The sequence below is a fragment of the Marinobacter xestospongiae genome (assembly GCF_023156385.1).
In the GTDB taxonomy this organism is placed as follows: Bacteria; Pseudomonadota; Gammaproteobacteria; order Pseudomonadales; family Oleiphilaceae; genus Marinobacter; species Marinobacter xestospongiae.
The window spans coordinates 103,596-119,243 of the sequence record NZ_JAKZAK010000007.1 but is presented as its reverse complement, the minus strand read 5'-3'; the positions used below and the strand labels follow the sequence as shown (position 1 = coordinate 119,243).

Annotated in this window: 14 protein-coding genes; 7 read left to right on the top strand and 7 right to left on the bottom strand. The window is 64.4% G+C overall.

Features of this window, described 5'->3' with window-relative positions; genetic code table 11:
* Positions 1 to 60: 60 nt before the first annotated feature.
* From MLD24_RS07050 to MLD24_RS07030, 5 genes are all read left to right on the top strand, one after another.
* Positions 61 to 489 (top strand): potassium channel family protein, encoded by a 429-nt coding sequence (locus MLD24_RS07050; protein WP_227173342.1) that lies wholly within the window; start codon positions 61 to 63, stop codon positions 487 to 489.
* Positions 490 to 744: 255 nt separating this feature from the next.
* Positions 745 to 1,935 carry a glycine betaine/L-proline ABC transporter ATP-binding protein ProV gene (gene proV / locus MLD24_RS07045; RefSeq protein ID WP_227173340.1) on the top strand — a complete coding sequence of 397 codons (1,191 nt, stop codon included), beginning with the start codon at positions 745 to 747 and terminating at the stop codon, positions 1,933 to 1,935.
* Positions 1,936 to 1,937: 2 nt separating this feature from the next.
* The gene (gene proW / locus MLD24_RS07040) at positions 1,938 to 3,074 is read left to right on the top strand and encodes a glycine betaine/L-proline ABC transporter permease ProW (protein ID WP_248165609.1); all 1,137 of its coding nucleotides are present in this window, start codon (positions 1,938 to 1,940) and stop codon (positions 3,072 to 3,074) included.
* Between the two features lie 60 nt (positions 3,075 to 3,134).
* Positions 3,135 to 4,124: a glycine betaine/L-proline ABC transporter substrate-binding protein ProX gene (proX, locus tag MLD24_RS07035; protein ID WP_248165607.1), complete on the top strand. Its 990-nt coding sequence runs from the start codon at positions 3,135 to 3,137 to the stop codon at positions 4,122 to 4,124.
* A 213-nt stretch (positions 4,125 to 4,337) separates the two neighbouring features.
* Positions 4,338 to 6,437, top strand: a complete 2,100-nt coding sequence (locus MLD24_RS07030) for an EAL domain-containing protein (RefSeq protein WP_248165606.1) — start codon at positions 4,338 to 4,340, stop codon at positions 6,435 to 6,437.
* Here the strand turns inward: MLD24_RS07030 and MLD24_RS07025 are convergent.
* The 7 genes from MLD24_RS07025 to MLD24_RS06995 form a co-directional block, all read right to left on the bottom strand.
* Complete coding sequence (locus MLD24_RS07025; protein ID WP_248165604.1) at positions 6,425 to 7,087, bottom strand: energy-coupling factor ABC transporter permease; 663 nt, start codon at positions 7,085 to 7,087, stop codon at positions 6,425 to 6,427. The two genes, MLD24_RS07030 and MLD24_RS07025, sit on opposite strands and share 13 nt — an antisense overlap.
* A gap of 100 nt (positions 7,088 to 7,187) precedes the next feature.
* Positions 7,188 to 8,897 carry a SulP family inorganic anion transporter gene (locus MLD24_RS07020; protein ID WP_227173333.1) on the bottom strand — a complete coding sequence of 570 codons (1,710 nt, stop codon included), beginning with the start codon at positions 8,895 to 8,897 and terminating at the stop codon, positions 7,188 to 7,190.
* Positions 8,898 to 9,081: 184 nt separating this feature from the next.
* Entirely contained in the window at positions 9,082 to 9,714 is a 633-nt protein-coding gene (locus tag MLD24_RS07015; RefSeq protein WP_248165602.1) for a tetratricopeptide repeat protein, read from the bottom strand.
* A complete protein-coding gene (locus tag MLD24_RS07010) occupies positions 9,711 to 10,490 on the bottom strand; it encodes an SDR family oxidoreductase (protein ID WP_248165599.1) in 780 nt (259 codons plus the stop codon). Before MLD24_RS07010 ends, MLD24_RS07015 begins: the two co-directional genes overlap by 4 nt.
* Positions 10,477 to 11,148: an iron-containing redox enzyme family protein gene (locus MLD24_RS07005; RefSeq protein WP_248165597.1), complete on the bottom strand. Its 672-nt coding sequence runs from the start codon at positions 11,146 to 11,148 to the stop codon at positions 10,477 to 10,479. The genes MLD24_RS07010 and MLD24_RS07005 overlap by 14 nt, the downstream gene beginning before the upstream one ends.
* An 11-nt stretch (positions 11,149 to 11,159) precedes the next feature.
* Entirely contained in the window at positions 11,160 to 12,680 is a 1,521-nt protein-coding gene (locus MLD24_RS07000; protein ID WP_248165595.1) for an AMP-binding protein, read from the bottom strand.
* On the bottom strand, positions 12,664 to 13,359 hold the full coding sequence (locus tag MLD24_RS06995; protein WP_248165593.1) for a thermostable hemolysin: 696 nt from the start codon (positions 13,357 to 13,359) through the stop codon (positions 12,664 to 12,666). Before MLD24_RS06995 ends, MLD24_RS07000 begins: the two co-directional genes overlap by 17 nt.
* A 174-nt stretch (positions 13,360 to 13,533) precedes the next feature.
* Between MLD24_RS06995 and MLD24_RS06990 the strand changes: the two genes are divergently transcribed.
* On the top strand, positions 13,534 to 14,226 hold the full coding sequence (locus MLD24_RS06990) for a response regulator (protein ID WP_248165591.1): 693 nt from the start codon (positions 13,534 to 13,536) through the stop codon (positions 14,224 to 14,226).
* Complete coding sequence (locus MLD24_RS06985; RefSeq protein ID WP_248165589.1) at positions 14,217 to 15,626, top strand: ATP-binding protein; 1,410 nt, start codon at positions 14,217 to 14,219, stop codon at positions 15,624 to 15,626. Before MLD24_RS06990 ends, MLD24_RS06985 begins: the two co-directional genes overlap by 10 nt.
* The last annotated feature ends 22 nt before the right edge of the window (positions 15,627 to 15,648 follow it).

Here is a 15,648-nt window from a genome sequence, read left to right as displayed (position 1 = left end):
GCGACCCGACAGATGGATGTTAGACTGAACGTATTTTGTTGCCAGAAAGAATCCAGTGCCGTGCTCCAGGTCATATTGATCAACAGCTTGATTGTCGTCATCGTAGTTGCAGTGCACTACGAGTTCCTGCACGAAATGGGCCGCCTGCTGCCCCGATTTGGTGAACATTTTCACCGCGAGCGCATTTCCCTGGCGGTGCTCGGTACCCTGGTGGCCCACGCCGTCGAGGTGTGGATCTTCGCTGGCGCCTACTACCTGATGCACCACGCCGATACCTGGGGTCACCTGACCGGCAACTTCAGCGGTACCCTGATGGACTGCGCCTACTTTTCCTTCACCACCTTCACCACCCTCGGCTTCGGCGACATCGAGCCGTTCGGCCACATCCGCTACCTCACCGGCATCGAAGCGCTGACCGGCCTGATCCTGATCACCTGGAGCGCCTCGTTCCTGTTCGTGGAGATGCAACGCAACTGGCCATCGCGCTGATGCGCCAGCACAGCTTGCCAACAACCTCCGGACTTTCCTATGGGTAAAAAGTCATGATCTGCCGGCAGGAAGCCATGATTGATCGCCTATCCAGAGATCTACCGCCGAACTAGAGATCTATTGTCCATCTATAGAAAATTACGACGGATCACGTCATGCTACTATTAGAGTTATAAGCAATTATCCGGATGGGGAGGGATCCAGGTCCGCTTCTTGCTACGTACACAATAAAAAACCCAAAGGCAGTGATCCCCAATGAAGCCCAAGGTTGTAGTCAAAAACCTGTACAAAGTCTTCGGAGATCGCCCGGATGAAGCCATGGCCATGGTTCGCCAGGGGATCCCCAAGCAGCAAATCTTCGAAAAAACCCAACAGACCATCGGCGTCATGGACGCCTCCTTCGAAATATTTGAGGGCGAAATATTCGTCATCATGGGGCTTTCCGGTTCCGGTAAGTCTACCATGGTGCGTCTGCTCAATCGCCTGATCGAACCCACCGACGGCGAAGTCTGGATCGACGATCAGGACATCGCCTCGCTGTCCGAAAAAGATCTGAACCAGCTGCGGCGGGAAAAGATCAGCATGGTGTTCCAGTCGTTCGCGCTGATGCCCCACCTCAATGTCATCGACAACGCCGCCTTCGGCCTGGAACTGTCCGGGGTGCCCCGGGAGCAGCGCCATGAACGCGCCCGCAACGCCCTCGCCCAGGTCGGCCTGGAAGCCAACGTCAACAGCTACCCGGATGAGCTGTCCGGCGGCATGCAGCAGCGGGTGGGGCTGGCCCGGGCACTGGCCAACGACCCCGACATCATGCTGATGGACGAGGCCTTCTCCGCCCTCGACCCGCTGATCCGCACCGAGATGCAGGACGAGCTGGTCAAGCTGCAACAGGACTCCGACCGCACCGTGATCTTCATTTCCCACGATCTCGACGAAGCCATGCGCATCGGTGACCGCATCGCCATCATGGAAGGCGGCCGGGTGGTTCAGGTGGGCACACCGGATGAGATTCTCAAGAACCCGGCGGACGACTATGTGCGGTCGTTCTTCCGAGGGGTCGACAAATCCACCGTGTTCACCGCGGCCGATGCCGCCCGTCGCAAGCAGGTGACGGTGATCGAGCGCGAGGGTGCCGGTGTGCCGGCCGCACTGGAACGGCTGCGCCAGAACGAGCGCGACTTCGGCTATGTGATCGACCGGCAGCAGCGTTACCAGGGCACCATCTCCCTGGATTCCCTGCTGGCAGCGGAAAAGAACGGAGGCAGCCTCAACAGCGCCTTCCTGAGCGAGGTGGAAGCGCTGAAGGGCAACAGCTCGCTACACGACATCATTGGCACCGTGGCCGCCGCGCCCTGCGGCCTGCCGGTAACCGACGACAACGGCACGTACCTGGGGGTGATTTCCAAGGCCTCCCTGCTACAGGCCCTTGACCGGGAGGGAGACTGACCATGGCAGACCAACAGAATGACACCGGCCACGAGCCGGTCCCCTACGACACCTCCACCGGCGCCAACCCCTGGGCGGATGTCACCGCTCCGGCAACGGAACCCGCCACCGACGCCAATAGCGCGGCGGACCCCTGGGGCAGTGCCGGCAGCGAACCGGAGCCCACCGGCGGCGACTGGCTGTCCCAGTCGGCACTCCAGGAGGCCCCGAAGAACACCTGGAGCGACCCGTTCCAGACCGAATGGTTCGACATCCAGGGTGGTGTCGAAACCGGCATCGACTGGGTGGTGGAAAACTTCCGGCTGTTCTTCCAACTGGTCAAGCAGCCGGTGGACCTAGCGCTGACGGTCTTCGACACCGCCCTGCTGAGCATTCACCCGCTGGTGATGGTGCTGCTGTTCGGCCTGCTGGCCTGGCAGCTCTCCAGCCTGCGCCTTGGCATTGCCGCCATGGTGGGGATGATCGCGATGGGGGCCATCGGCGCCTGGGAACAGGCGATGACCACCCTGTCGCTGGTGATTACCTCAGTGCTGTTCTGTATGGCGCTGGGGATTCCCACCGGCATCTGGATGGCCAAGAGCGACCGGGTTGCCGGCGTGGTGCGGCCGATCCTCGACGCCATGCAGACCACCCCGGCGTTTGTCTATCTGGTACCGATCGTAATGCTGTTCGGCATCGGCAATGTGCCCGGAGTCATCGTTACCATCATCTTTGCCGTGGCCCCGGTGATCCGCCTGACCAACCTGGGCATCCGCCAGGTGCCGGGGGATCTGGTAGAGGCCTCGCGCTCCTTCGGTGCCAGCCCGCGACAGTTGCTGTTCAAGGTCCAGCTGCCACTGGCCATGCCCACCATCATGGCCGGGGTCAACCAGACCCTGATGCTGGCCCTGTCGATGGTGGTGATCGCCTCGATGATTGCGGTGCCGGGCCTGGGGCTGATGGTGCTGCGGGGCATTGGCCGGCTCGACATCGGGCTGGCCACCGTCGGCGGCATCGGCATCGTTATCCTCGCCATCATCCTCGACCGGATGACCCAAGCGCTGGGCAAAGACGCCCGCGAACGCGGCGTCCGTCACTGGTACGAGTCCGGCCCGGCCGGGCTGATCCATGCACTGATCAAAAATAAAAAAGAGGCCTGACCGGCGCCACACGCCGGCACTTCCGCCTCGCCAATCACTCAAAGAGCAGGAGCACGAACGATGAAAACGCAAGCTACCCTGGCTGCAGCGATCCTCGCCGGCAGCATCAGCGTCAACGTCTCGGCTGACACCATGCCCGGCAAGGGCGTCACGGTCCAGGCGATCCAGAGCCCGATCGCCGAGGAAACCTTCCAGACCATGCTGGTCAACGAAGCCCTGAAAGAGCTGGGTTACGACGTTCAGCCGATCCAGGAAGTGGACTACAGCGCCGGCTACACCTCCATCGCCAACGGTGATGCCACCTATATGGCGGTGAACTGGTACCCGCTGCACAACGCCATGTACGAAAATGCCGGCGGCGACGACGTCTTCTTCCGTCAGGGCCACTACATCAGCGGCGCGGCCCAGGGCTACCTGATCGACAAGAAAACCGCCGAAGCCCACGACATCGACAACATCGAGGACTTCAAGAAGCCGGAAATCGCCGCCATCTTTGACACCGACGGCGATGGCAAGGCCGACCTGACCGGCTGCCAGGCCGGCTGGGGCTGCGAGGGGGTGATTGAGCACCAACTGGACGCCTTCGACCTGCGTGACACCGTCACTCACAAACAGGGTCAGTACGCCGCCATCATCTCCGACACCATCACCCGTTATCGGGACGGCGATCCGATCTTCTACTACACCTGGACCCCCTACTGGGTCTCCGGCATCCTGGTGCCGGGCAAGGACGTGGTTTGGCTGGAAGTGCCGTTCTCCTCAAACCCCAACGGCGCCGACACCGAGCTGCCCAACGGCAAGAACTACGGTTTCGAAATCAACAGCGAGCGGATTGTGGCCAACAAGGACTGGGCCGAAGCCAACCCGGCAGCCGCCAAGCTGTTTGAGATCATGACCCTGTCGGTCAACGACGTCAGCGCCGAGAACATGCAGATCCGCAACGGCGAAGACAGCCAGCGCGACATCCAGGCCCACACCCGGGCCTGGATCGACAGCCACCGCGACACCTTCGACGGCTGGCTGGAGCAGGCCCGCGCAGCCGCCAACTAAGCCAGCAGGCGAAAAAAGGCCCGCGCCGCCCCGGCGACGGGCCTTTTTTGCTTGGGAGCCTCTGGTACGGTCAAGGTAATGAGTGCTATCAAATTGATTAAGCTCAACTTTCGATCATAATACGTACACCTTACGACTTCGGACGGATGGCATTCCCTATAGAATCCCGTACCTTTTTGCCGCTCAGACCGAACCCAACGGCTTCAGCCCAGCATGACCGACCGCTCCGACAACGATCTGCCCGACCTTCTGTCCGTTGGCCCCAACCGCCTGGCCATCCTGACCCAGTACACCCGGAATTCGGTGCTGATCACCGATCGCGGCGGCCACATCCGCTGGGTCAACGACAGCTTTGTCCGCTCCACCGGCTACAGCAAGGAGGAGGCCATCGGCCGCAAGCCCGGTGACCTGCTGCAGGGCACCGGCACCGATCCCGGCACCATTGCCCGGATGCGGGACGGCCTGGCCCGGGGCGAAGGTTTTGACGAGGAAGTGCTGAACTACACCCGCGACGGCGACCCGATCTGGTTCCGCATCAACTGCAGTCCGCTGGACCGGGACGATTGTGGCCACGACGGTTTTATCGCAATCCAGAACGACATCACCCGGCTGAAGGAATCCCAGCGCGAACTGCGCATCGCCGCCAGCGTGTTTGAACGCAGCCACGATGCCATCATGATCACCGACCAGAACAACCGGATCATCGACATCAACCCGGCGTTCAGCCGCATCACCGGTTACAGCAAGGCCGAGGTGATGGGCAGGAGTCCGGCGGTGCTGAGTTCCGGCCAGCACTCGCGGGAGTTCTACCAGGCCATGTGGGGCGCCATTGAGCGCCGTCACAGCTGGCGGGGCGAGATCACCAACCGGCGCAAGAACGGCGAGCTGTTTACCGAGCTGGTGTCCATCAACCGGGTACAGCTGGACCATCCCGACGAGTGGTACCACGTCGCGGTGTTTTCCGACATCACCGCGCTGAAGAACCACGCCGAGGCCATGGATCGGGTCGCCAATTACGACGACCTGACCGGCCTGCCCAACCAGCGCCTGCTGACGTCCCGCATGTACCGGGCGCTGGCGGAGGCGGATCGCAGCGGCACCGCGCTGGCGGTGATGCAACTGGACCTGGACCAGTTCAAACAGATCAACGACCGCTTTGGCCATGCCGCCGGCGACCACGTGCTTGCCACCATCGCCAAGCGCCTCAAGGCCGCCGTGCGCAAGGAAGACACCCTGGCCCGCCTCAGTGGCGATGAGTTCGTGCTCCTGCTTCCGGATCTGGAAGACGACCTCGAGGCCTGCCAGCGGCTGCTGGCCCAGGTACGCGGCCCGGTGGCGGTGGGGCCCACCACGGTGTCCATCACCGCCAGCGCCGGCGTCACCTTCTACCCTGAAGACACCTCGGAGCCGGACCGGCTGATCCGCCACGCCGGCCAGGCCATGTACCTGGTGAAAGAGAATGGCGGCGACGGCTGCCATCGGTTTGACCCGGGCGTGATCCGCCACCGGGAACTGCGGCTGCAGATGCTGGGAGAACTCAGCGAGGCCATTCGCCAGGACCAGCTGGAGCTGCATTACCAGCCCCAGGTGCAGATGGCGGACAACGCCGTCATCGGCGCCGAAGCGCTGATCCGCTGGCGCCACCCCCGCCATGGTCTGCTGTCCCCCGGGGAATTCCTGCCGGTGGTCACCGGCAGCGAGCTGGAAGTACCGATGGGCCAGTGGGTGATCCGCAACGCCCTGACCCAGCTTGATGCCTGGCAACAGGCCGGCCTCAACCTCCAGGTCAGCATCAACATCAGTGCCAACCACCTGATGGACCCGGGCTTTACCGACTACCTGCGCAGCCACCTGCTGGACCACCCGGAGATGGACCCTGCCATGGTGACCCTGGAAGTGCTGGAATCCACCGCCCTCGATGACATGCAGCGGGCCGGTAACGTGATCGGCGAATGCCGGGGCATGGGCTTCCAGGTGGCGCTGGACGATTTCGGCACCGGCTACTCGTCACTGACCTACTTCCGCGCCCTGCCCATCGATCTGATCAAGATCGACCAGAGCTTCATCCGCAACATGATGGCGGACACCAGCGACCGGGCGATTGTCGAGAGTGTGATTTTCCTGGCCAAGCAGTTCCGGCGCCCGGTGCTGGCCGAAGGGGTGGAAACCCTCGACCACGCCGACGTACTGCGGCAGATGGGGTGTGAGCAGATCCAGGGCTATGGCATCGCCAAACCGCTGCCCGCCGCCGACTTCCTGCACTGGCTCCGGGATTGGCGCCAGCGCTACCCCACCCCGCCTCAGCGGCGGTAGCGGCGTTCGTCCAGGGTCAGCAGCCGTTCCGGGTTGAACACCATCAGCCCGGACACCACGGTGCCGTTGACGAAGGCTTCCGGCAGCATGATCAGCGGCAAATACCGCAGGTACTCGTGCACCAGCTCATCCCAGCTGTAGGAACCGGACGACCACAGCATCAGCACCATGGTGCCGCCGGCCACCAATACCGCCCCGGCGGCGCCGAAAAAACCACAGAAGAAGATGTAGGCAAAGAAGTTGCGGAAGTCCTTGTGACGCTCCCACAGCATGATGCCGTGACTGACCAGCGCCGGCACCATCACCGTGATCAGACCGTTGGCGGCAAACAGCTGCCAGGGCTCGCGACCGGTGACCACCACGATCACCAGCGCCATCAGCCCCGCCATCACCGCCAGTGGCCAGCCCAGCATCAGGGTCACCGCCGTCATCGCGAAGATGTGGATGGTCAGCCCCGGCGACAGCCCGGCCCGCAACTGCCACAGAAACCCCAGTGCCACCGCGGCCCCGAACAGACTGTGCTGCAGCGCCTGGTCCGTCTTCAGCCGGGCCCAGTCGGCCTGACGCACCGCAGCAGCCAGAATCAGGCAGAACAGCGCGGCCGTGACCACCAGTTGGGTTGTGGAAAAGATCTGCAGGGTCATCCCCATGACGACATCCCGTTCAGCAAGAAACCACTCGAAACACCCTATGATACGGTCTCAGCGCCATTCGGTGCCACGGCCGCGATGGCCAGGAGCGGCATTGCGATCAGGCCGCGGCCAGTTTGCGCCAGGCCTGGTAGGTACTGAGGAACACCTCGCCGCTGAGTCGCTGCAGGAAGTCGGTCTGCCGCAGCCGGTCCATCACCGGCCCCTTCACTTCTGACAGGTGCAGCCGCACATTGGCGTCCGCCAAACGATCGTTGATGGCCTCCAGGCTTTCCAGCGCCGAGGCGTCGATCTGGTTGATCGCCGGGCACACCATCACCACGTCGTGCAGCTCCGGGCGCTCACCGGCCAGCTCCAGCACCGTTTCCTCCAGAAAGCGGGCATTGGCGAAGTAAAGACTCTCATCGATCCGCAGCAGCGCCAGGCGCTCGCTGGTTTCCACCTCAAAGCGGCGCACGTTGCGGAAATGCTCGGTACCCGGCACCCGCCCCAACACCGCGGTGTGAGGCCGGGAGGTGCGGTACAGGAACAGCGCAATGGAGAGGCTGACACCGGCCAGGATGCCCGCCTCCACACTGTGGCCCAGAGTCAGCAGGATGGTGGCAAGCATGGCGAGAAAATCCGCCCGGGAATAGCGCCAGGTCCGCACCAGCGCCGGCAGGTCCACCAGACTGGACACCGACACGATTATCGTCGCCGCCAGCGCAGCTTTCGGCAGCTCCGTCAGCAACGGTGTCAGGAACAGCGCCGCCAGCACGATGCCAATGGCGGTGAACACCCCGGCCGCCGGCGTCGCCGCTCCGGCCTCGAAATTGACCGCGGAACGGGAAAAGCTCGCCGCCACCGGCATCGCACCGGAAAACCCGGACCCCAGGTTGGCCGCCCCCAGGGCCACCAGCTCCTGATCCGGATCGATCCGCTGGCGGCGTTTGGCCGCCATGGTCTGGCCAATGGAAATGGATTCCACAAACCCCACCACGCCGATCAACAGCGCGGCCAGGAACAGCTGCTGCCACAACCCCGGCTCCAGCGACGGCATCACCAGGGTCGGCAGCCCGGACGGCACCTGACCGACCACCGCCACACCGTCCCCGGCCAGATCCCCGGCCCAGGTCGCCAGGGTCGCCAGCGCCACCACCATCACCGGGGCCGCCTTCGCAGCCAGACCGGCACTGCGCGGCCCAAGGCCCAGGGCCACCAACGCCGGTACCAGTCCCCGCCTGGCCGCCACCAGCGCCAGCAGCGACGCCACGCCGATGGCCAGGGTCGGCCAGTGCACCTGGTGCAGGTGACCCAGCAACTGCTGCCCCATGCCCAGCAGGTTGTGGCCGGCAGCTTCAACGCCGATCAGGTGCCCCACCTGGCTGGTGGCGATGATGACCCCGGAGGCAGACACAAAGCCGGAGATCACCGGATGGCTGAGGAAGTTGGCCAGAAAGCCGAGACGGAAGACCCCCATCAGCACCAGCAACAGGCCCGACAGCACACTCAGCACGATGGCCCCGGCCAGGTACTCCGGACTGCCCGCCACAAAGAGCTGCTGCAGGGCCGCCGCGGTCATCAGCGACGCCACCGCCGCCGGCGCCACCGACAGTGCCCCGCTGGTGCCAAAGATGCCGTACAGCACCAGCGGCAGGATACTGGCGTAGAGTCCATACTCCGCCGGCACACCTGCCAGCAGGGCATAGGCCAGGGACTGGGGAATCAGCATCACGGTGACCACCACCGCCGCGACCAGGTCGCTGGCGAAGGTGTCGCGGTGATAGTGGGGCAACCATTGCAGGCAGGGCAGGAAACGCTGGATCGACATGGCAACAACCTGAATCAGAGACAACCATCAGCGCCGACAGGACGCCAATCAAAAGGTTATAGATTTATAACATTTTGAAATAACCGCTCTGAAACGGAGCTTCTCGATATTTGTCATCCACCAGATCGATCATACAAAAAGCTAAGGAACTGTTTATCGATTAAGAAACGGCCCCGGCTTTCACTCACCGGGCCATCAGCTCATCCAGCCGGGCCTGGATCTCCTGCCGTCGGCCGGCGTCCGCCTGGGGCCGGTCCGGTCTGGCCGGCGCCAGCAGAGCCCGTTCCAGGTAGCTCCGGGCCCGTTCGGGTTCGCCCTGTTGCATCAGGTAATCGCCGTAAAAGTAGTTCGGATCGATGCCATCCGGATTCAGCCGCAACGCCGCCTGCAGATGGTTCCGGGCCTCCTCGTCATCGCCAAAGGACAATGGCCAGCCCGGCACCTGGTAGTAGAGACTGCCCAGGGAGGTGTGGGCAGAGCCCGCCAGGGCCGTTCCGTCCAGCGCCAGGGCCTGCTCCAGCGCCTCCCGGGCATCACCCACCAGCGACAGAGCCCCCAGTCCGCCCTTGGCACCCGCGTAGGTGCTCAGCACGATGCCCTGCCAGATCCAGGCCTCGGCCCGTTGCGGGTGGGCCTCGCGCCAGCTCGTCACCTCAGCCACCAGCTGCTCAAAGGCCGCCTCCCGCTGCTTTTCCGGCAACTGGTACTGGATCTCCGCCCAGCGATGCTGGATCGACAGCAGCTGATCCGCGAACTCATCCGCCACCGCCGCGCTCGCCCAGAGCGCCACTACCAGGATCACCAACAACCGCTTCATTTCGAACCCTCCGTCATCAGAAACCGCTGGATCACCGGCAGCTGCCGGCGCATGGCCTGATCCACCAACCGGGGCAACAGACCGTTCAGCATCACAAAGAACCGCTCCGGCCAGCCCAGAAAACGCCGAGTCTGGCTCCGGGCCATGGTATCCACGATGTCCCTGGCCACCGCCTCCGGCGGATCAACCCGATTGCCCAGGGCCTGGTTGAGCGCGTCCACTGCCCCCGGATTCATCGCGGTCTGGGTGGCCCTGGGGGCCACATAAAGGACGTCGATCGGGGTGTCCGCCAGCTCCCGTCGCAACGCCTCGGTGAATCCGCGCAAGCCGAACTTGGTGGCGCAATAGGCGCTGTAGCCCGGAAAGCCGATGCTGCCGAAGGTCGAGCCAACAAACACCATGCCCCCCTGCCCCCGCTCCCGGAACCTCGGCACAAAGTGGGCCGACACGGCAAAGGCGCTGGTCAGGTTGACCGCCATCAACTGTTGCCAGTCCGCCATCGCCAGGGCGTCCAGCCGGCAGAACCGGTTCTGTCCGGCACAATGGATGACGCCATCAATCAGCGGATGCTGCTCCGACACCCGGGCCAGTTCGGCGCCAAGGTTCGCCGCCGCCAGATCGAGCTGAACCCAGTCGCAATCCGGCAGGGGCAATACAGGCTGGGAGCGGCTGGCCACCACCAGGCGGGCACCGGCGGCCTGCAACGGCTCGATCAGGGCCCGACCAATACCACCAGTGCCTCCCAGCAACAGGAAGGTGCGATCACGCAGCTGCATGGCTCACCTCCGGCAGAGGAATCGCCCGCAGCATGTCGCCGTACAGGCGGTAGCAGATCCGCGCGGTATCGATGATGGCAGCCTGGTCGTCCGGGTCGGTGATGCCATCCATCAGGGTCCGGAAAAACTCGAAATGGTCCTGGTCCAGCTCGCCGTGGGAGTAGAGGTAGCTGAAGGCCTCGTTGGGCAATCCCAGATGCTGCTGGATCATCTGCCCCATGCTGGTGGCCAGCTCAATGCTGGTGCCTTCCAGCACCTGCACCATGCCAAACAGCCCAACCGGGTTGCCGCGCTGGATCAGGTCATAGAGGTAAGCCACCATCAGCCGGATCGGCAGATCGGGCTGCCCCCGACGCACCGGCTCCGGCGCCGTATCGCAGGCCGCCAGGTCGGCCAGTATCCACTCGTGGTGGCCATACTCCTCATCGATGTAGGACACAAGCGCCTTGCGCACGAACTCCAGCCGCTCCGGCAACCGTCCACCGCAGGCCATCATCAGCGGCGCGGTGTGTTTGACGTGATGGTAGGCCTGGGTCAGGAAGTAGCGGTAGCTGTCCAGATCGAACCGGCCCTGGGGAATGGCGGTCAGCACCGGGGCTTCGGTGACGTGCCGACGCGCATCGGCGGTGGCGGCTTGCAGGGTTTCGAAAAATGCCATGGTGAGACTCCTCACTCTGAAAGGATGGAAAGTCCGGCCGACGGGTCGCCGTCCGGTGGAAACGATGACGCTGGCGTCACCAGCAACACCCGGGCGGCCGGGGCCAGCAGCGTTGGCAGGTCGGCGAGCAGGCGCTGCCTGACCAGTCGGCCATTGGCGGTGACATGGCCCTGATCGGTCGTGAGTGACCAGGGCAACAGATACAGGCAACGCAGGCGGGCATAGTCCGGCAACCGGGCGTTCAGCCGCTGCGCCGCCTCACGGATTGCCTCCGGCGTCTGTTCCGGCCGTGGCACCAGCAGCGCCGAGGGCTGGGGCTCGCCGTCGCCAAACACCAGCGCCTGTCGCACGGCCAGGGTCTGCAACAGTTCGCTTTCCAGCCATTCCGGGCTGATGTTGCGACCGAAGCTGGTGATGATGAGATTTTTCTGGCGGCCGCTCACCGACAGGAAGCCGTCTTGGTCCAGCGCACCGAGATCCCCGGTTGCCACCTCCCCACAACGGTTGGCTAGCTCGCCGAGGTAGCCCAGGTAGGCCTGCCCCTGCACCAGGATCTCGCCCGTCTCGCGGATGCTCACCGACAGGTGATCCAGCGGTCGCCCCACCCGTTCCAGGTGGTCGTCACCGGGCACGTTCAGGGCCACCACCGAGCCGCATTCCGACAGCCCATAACCCTGATACAGCGGAACGCTGAGGGCCCGGGCACGACGGATCAGCTCCGGCGCCACGCGGCCCCCGCCGACGGCCAGAAAGCGGAAGCACTCGGGATCAAGCTGACCCTCGGCCACCGCCTGCACGATCACCATCGCCAACTCCGGCACCAGGATCAGCGAGTCCGGCCGCTCCGCGGCCAGCGCGGCCACCAGCTGTGCCGTATCCAGCGCGCTGCTGCCGTGAAACCCCAGTTCCGCCAGGGGCCGCAACACCACGGTGGCGCCCAGCAACAGCGGCAGGTAGACCCCGGCGATGTTCTCCAGCAGGGTGGCCAGGGGCAGCACACAAAGATGCCGCGACAGCACCACGCCCTCCAGCCGGCGAGCTAGGGCAGCGACCGTGGCATCCAGTTGCTGGTGGGCCAGGCAAACCCCCTTGGGCTGACCGGTACTGCCGGAGGTGAAGGTGACTTTGCCCGTGCCCTCCGGCATCGCCTGTGGCTCACCGGTCTTGGCCACCGGCTGCAGCCAGAGGCCCGCTCGCAACGGCTGGCCGGAGCCCGTGTCCGCAACCTGGAGGATGGCGTCCAGACCGGCGCTGACTACCAGATGCTGCCGCTGCGCGCTGGAGAAGAACCCGGGAATCGGCACGCAGACGCGGCCAGCCAGACGGCAGGCCAAATCCGCCAACACCCAGTTAACGCTGTTGTCTCCCGCCAACCCCAAACGTTGCCCGTCCTGCGCCTGCAAACGCGCCGCCAGGGCCGTCACCTCCGTCCACAACTGCCGATAACTCAGGCACTCCGTGGCGGACTCCAGGGCCCGCCGACCGGGCTGCTCGGCCGCCAACCGGGCCAGCCGTTCAGGCAATCCAGTCATAGCGGGCCTCCCGGTCAGCCAGATTCCAGGCCTGTACCCGCTGCAGCACACCCTGCCGGGCCAGGCTGCGGTACCCCTCTGCCACGGCGGCGGCCATCGCCTGGGGGTGATGATCGTAGTAACGGCCCCAGCCCTGCCCACCGTCCGCCAGACGTGCCGGGTCCGCAGGTGCCAGCCAGTGGGTCTGGATACCCTGGCGTTCAAAGCTGTTGCGCAACTGGTCGGTACCGGTAAAGCCGATCCACTGGTAGCCCTGGGCCTGCAACCAGACCGTCAACAGCGGGAACAGATAGCGGGACACGCCCGCTTCCACGCCGGCCAGGTGGGCTATCTCTGCCACAGTCTCCCGCGATGGCCGGGGTGATCCCGGCAACAGCTGCTCGATTGGCTGACCGGTATAAGCCTCCAGAAACAATGGTTCTGCTGCCGCCTGGCGGACCCCGACGGCGGCGAGCAACGAACCTTGGCGGCTGGTCAGAACCAGCAGGCGGGGTACTTGCAGTGCCGGCATTGCCCCGTACGCCTGGTGAAAGCGACGCTGGATAAACGCCACCGCGGCGGCCTCGGTGGCAGAGCCCGGCGCCACCTCGCACAGCAGGCGCCCGGCACAACGAAAACGCGGCTGGACCTCATCGGACAGCACTGAGCAGGTGGTGGAAAGGGTCATCGGATCAGACATCGCAGCAGCTCCCTGGCCTCTGGAAACATTTCAGGTTTCCACGCTAGCGGTGCGGGCTTAACCCAGCCTTAAGCCGGGCCCGCCAAATCCTTAAGCCGACCTTAAGGTTTGTGTGCCAGAATTCGAAAAGCTGTGCTGTTAATTCGAGTCACTGTGCTGTTAGAGGAACACGCCATGCGCATCCTGCTGGTGGAAGACGACCACCTCCTGGCCCAAACCATGCTCGAAATGCTGCGGGAGGATCATTACGCCGTCGACTGGCTGGACGATGGCCAACAGGCCGAAGCAGCCATTGCCGAGGAACACTTTGACCTGGTGATCCTCGACCTGACCCTGCCGCGGGTCGATGGGCTGGATATTCTGCGGCGCAGCCGGCAGCGGAACGTGGGTACGCCGATGATCATTCTCACCGCCCGCGGTGACCTGACGGAGAAACTGCAGGGGCTGGATGCCGGCGCTGACGACTACCTCACCAAACCGTTTGTGATGGCGGAACTGAAAGCCCGTATTCGGGCCGTAAGCCGGCGCGCCCAGGGCCAGGCCGAGCTGGAACTGCGAGTGGGCGCCCTCGCCCTGGACCCGGCCCACTACCTGCTCAAGATCGGCGAGACCCGGATGTCGCTCCCCCGCAGCGAGTTCCAGATCCTCCACTACCTGATGCGCCACCCCGACCAGGTCGCCACCCGCCGGCGGCTTGAGGAGCAACTCTATGGCTGGGAAGCCGGCGCCGAAAGCAATGCCCTGGAGGTCCACATCCACCACCTGCGCAAGCGCATAGGCAAGTCGCTGATCCGCACGGTACGGGGGGTTGGTTACCTGCTGGACAGCCAGGCAGCAACGGAGGTTGCGTCCACACCATGTCCCTGACCCGAACCCTGACCCTGCTGATCTTGGCCACCGTGCTGGTGATCGCCGGGCTGGCCGCCATCTGGAGCTACGTGGAGAGCAACCACGAACTGGAGGAACTGTTCGACGCCGAGCTGGCCCAGAGTACCCGGATTGTCCAGGGGCTGGTCCGCCACCTGGTTCAGAGCCAGTCCCTGGCGTCCATGCAACAGATTCTGGAAGACACCCTGGCGCTGCCGCCGGGCGCTCGCCAGGAAGGCGATTTTGAGGAGATACTGCCGGACGGCTCCGGCCACAAATATGAGAAAAAAATTGCCTTCCAGATCTGGTCTGCCGACGGCGAGCTGTACCTCAGCACCCAGCTTCACGACACCGGTTTCAGTCCCCGGCCCGGCTACGCCTGGGCGGAGTCCCAGGGCTTTGCCTGGCGCACGTTCACCCTGCAGGACCCCGCCACCGGCGTATGGATACGGGCGGCACAACGCAACGACATTCGCCAGGAGCTGAGCGAGGAACTGGCAGTGAGCAACGTACTGCCGCTGCTGGTGGCGCTGCCGTTGCTGGCCATTGCCCTGGTGCTCGCGATCCGCCTGGGCCTGCGACCACTGCGACGACTGGCGACACCGTTACGGCACATGGCCCCGGAGCGCCTGCACCCGCTGGACGAACACGCCGCTCCGAAAGAGGTGCAGGCCCTGGTACAGGCGATCAATGGCCTGCTGCAACGGCTCGACGATGCCCTGGACCGGGAACGCCGGTTCTCCGCCGACGCCGCACACGAACTGCGGACACCGCTGGCGGCCCTGCGTCTGAACCTGGAGAAAGTCAGCGCCGAGGCGCCGGAAAAATACGACGGCCTGATTCGCTCCGTCGACCGGATGTCCCACCTGGTGGAGCAGATGCTGCTGCTCAATCGGGTGGACCACGACGCCGCACTGGAGCGTCAACCGGTCAACCTCGCGGAGCTGGTGGCGGACGAGCTGGCAGGCATAGCGCCATTGGCGATGGCCAGGGGCATCACACCGGTGTTGGATAGCGGAGATCAGCCAAGCTGGTGCCACGGCAATCCGGTGCTGCTGGGAACCCTGATCCGCTCCCTGCTGGCCAACGCCGTGCAGTACAGCCCGGCTGCAACGGAACTTCAGGCCAGCATCCGCCATGACCACAACCAACTGGTACTGAGACTCTGTGACCAGGGACCGGGAATTGCGCCAGAACAGAGGCAACGGGCATTGAGCCGCTTTGTTCGCCTGGATCAGCGCCAGGGTACTGGCGCTGGCCTGGGCCTCGCCATTGCCCAACGCATTGTCGACCGCCACGGCGGTCAGTTGATGCTGTCAGACCGCGACGATGGCCAGTCTGGCCTGTGTGTTCAGATCAGCCTGCCCGCGGAGCCTGATCCGGCGGCCATTTGCCGGTAGAATGCCTGGCAACAGCCACCAT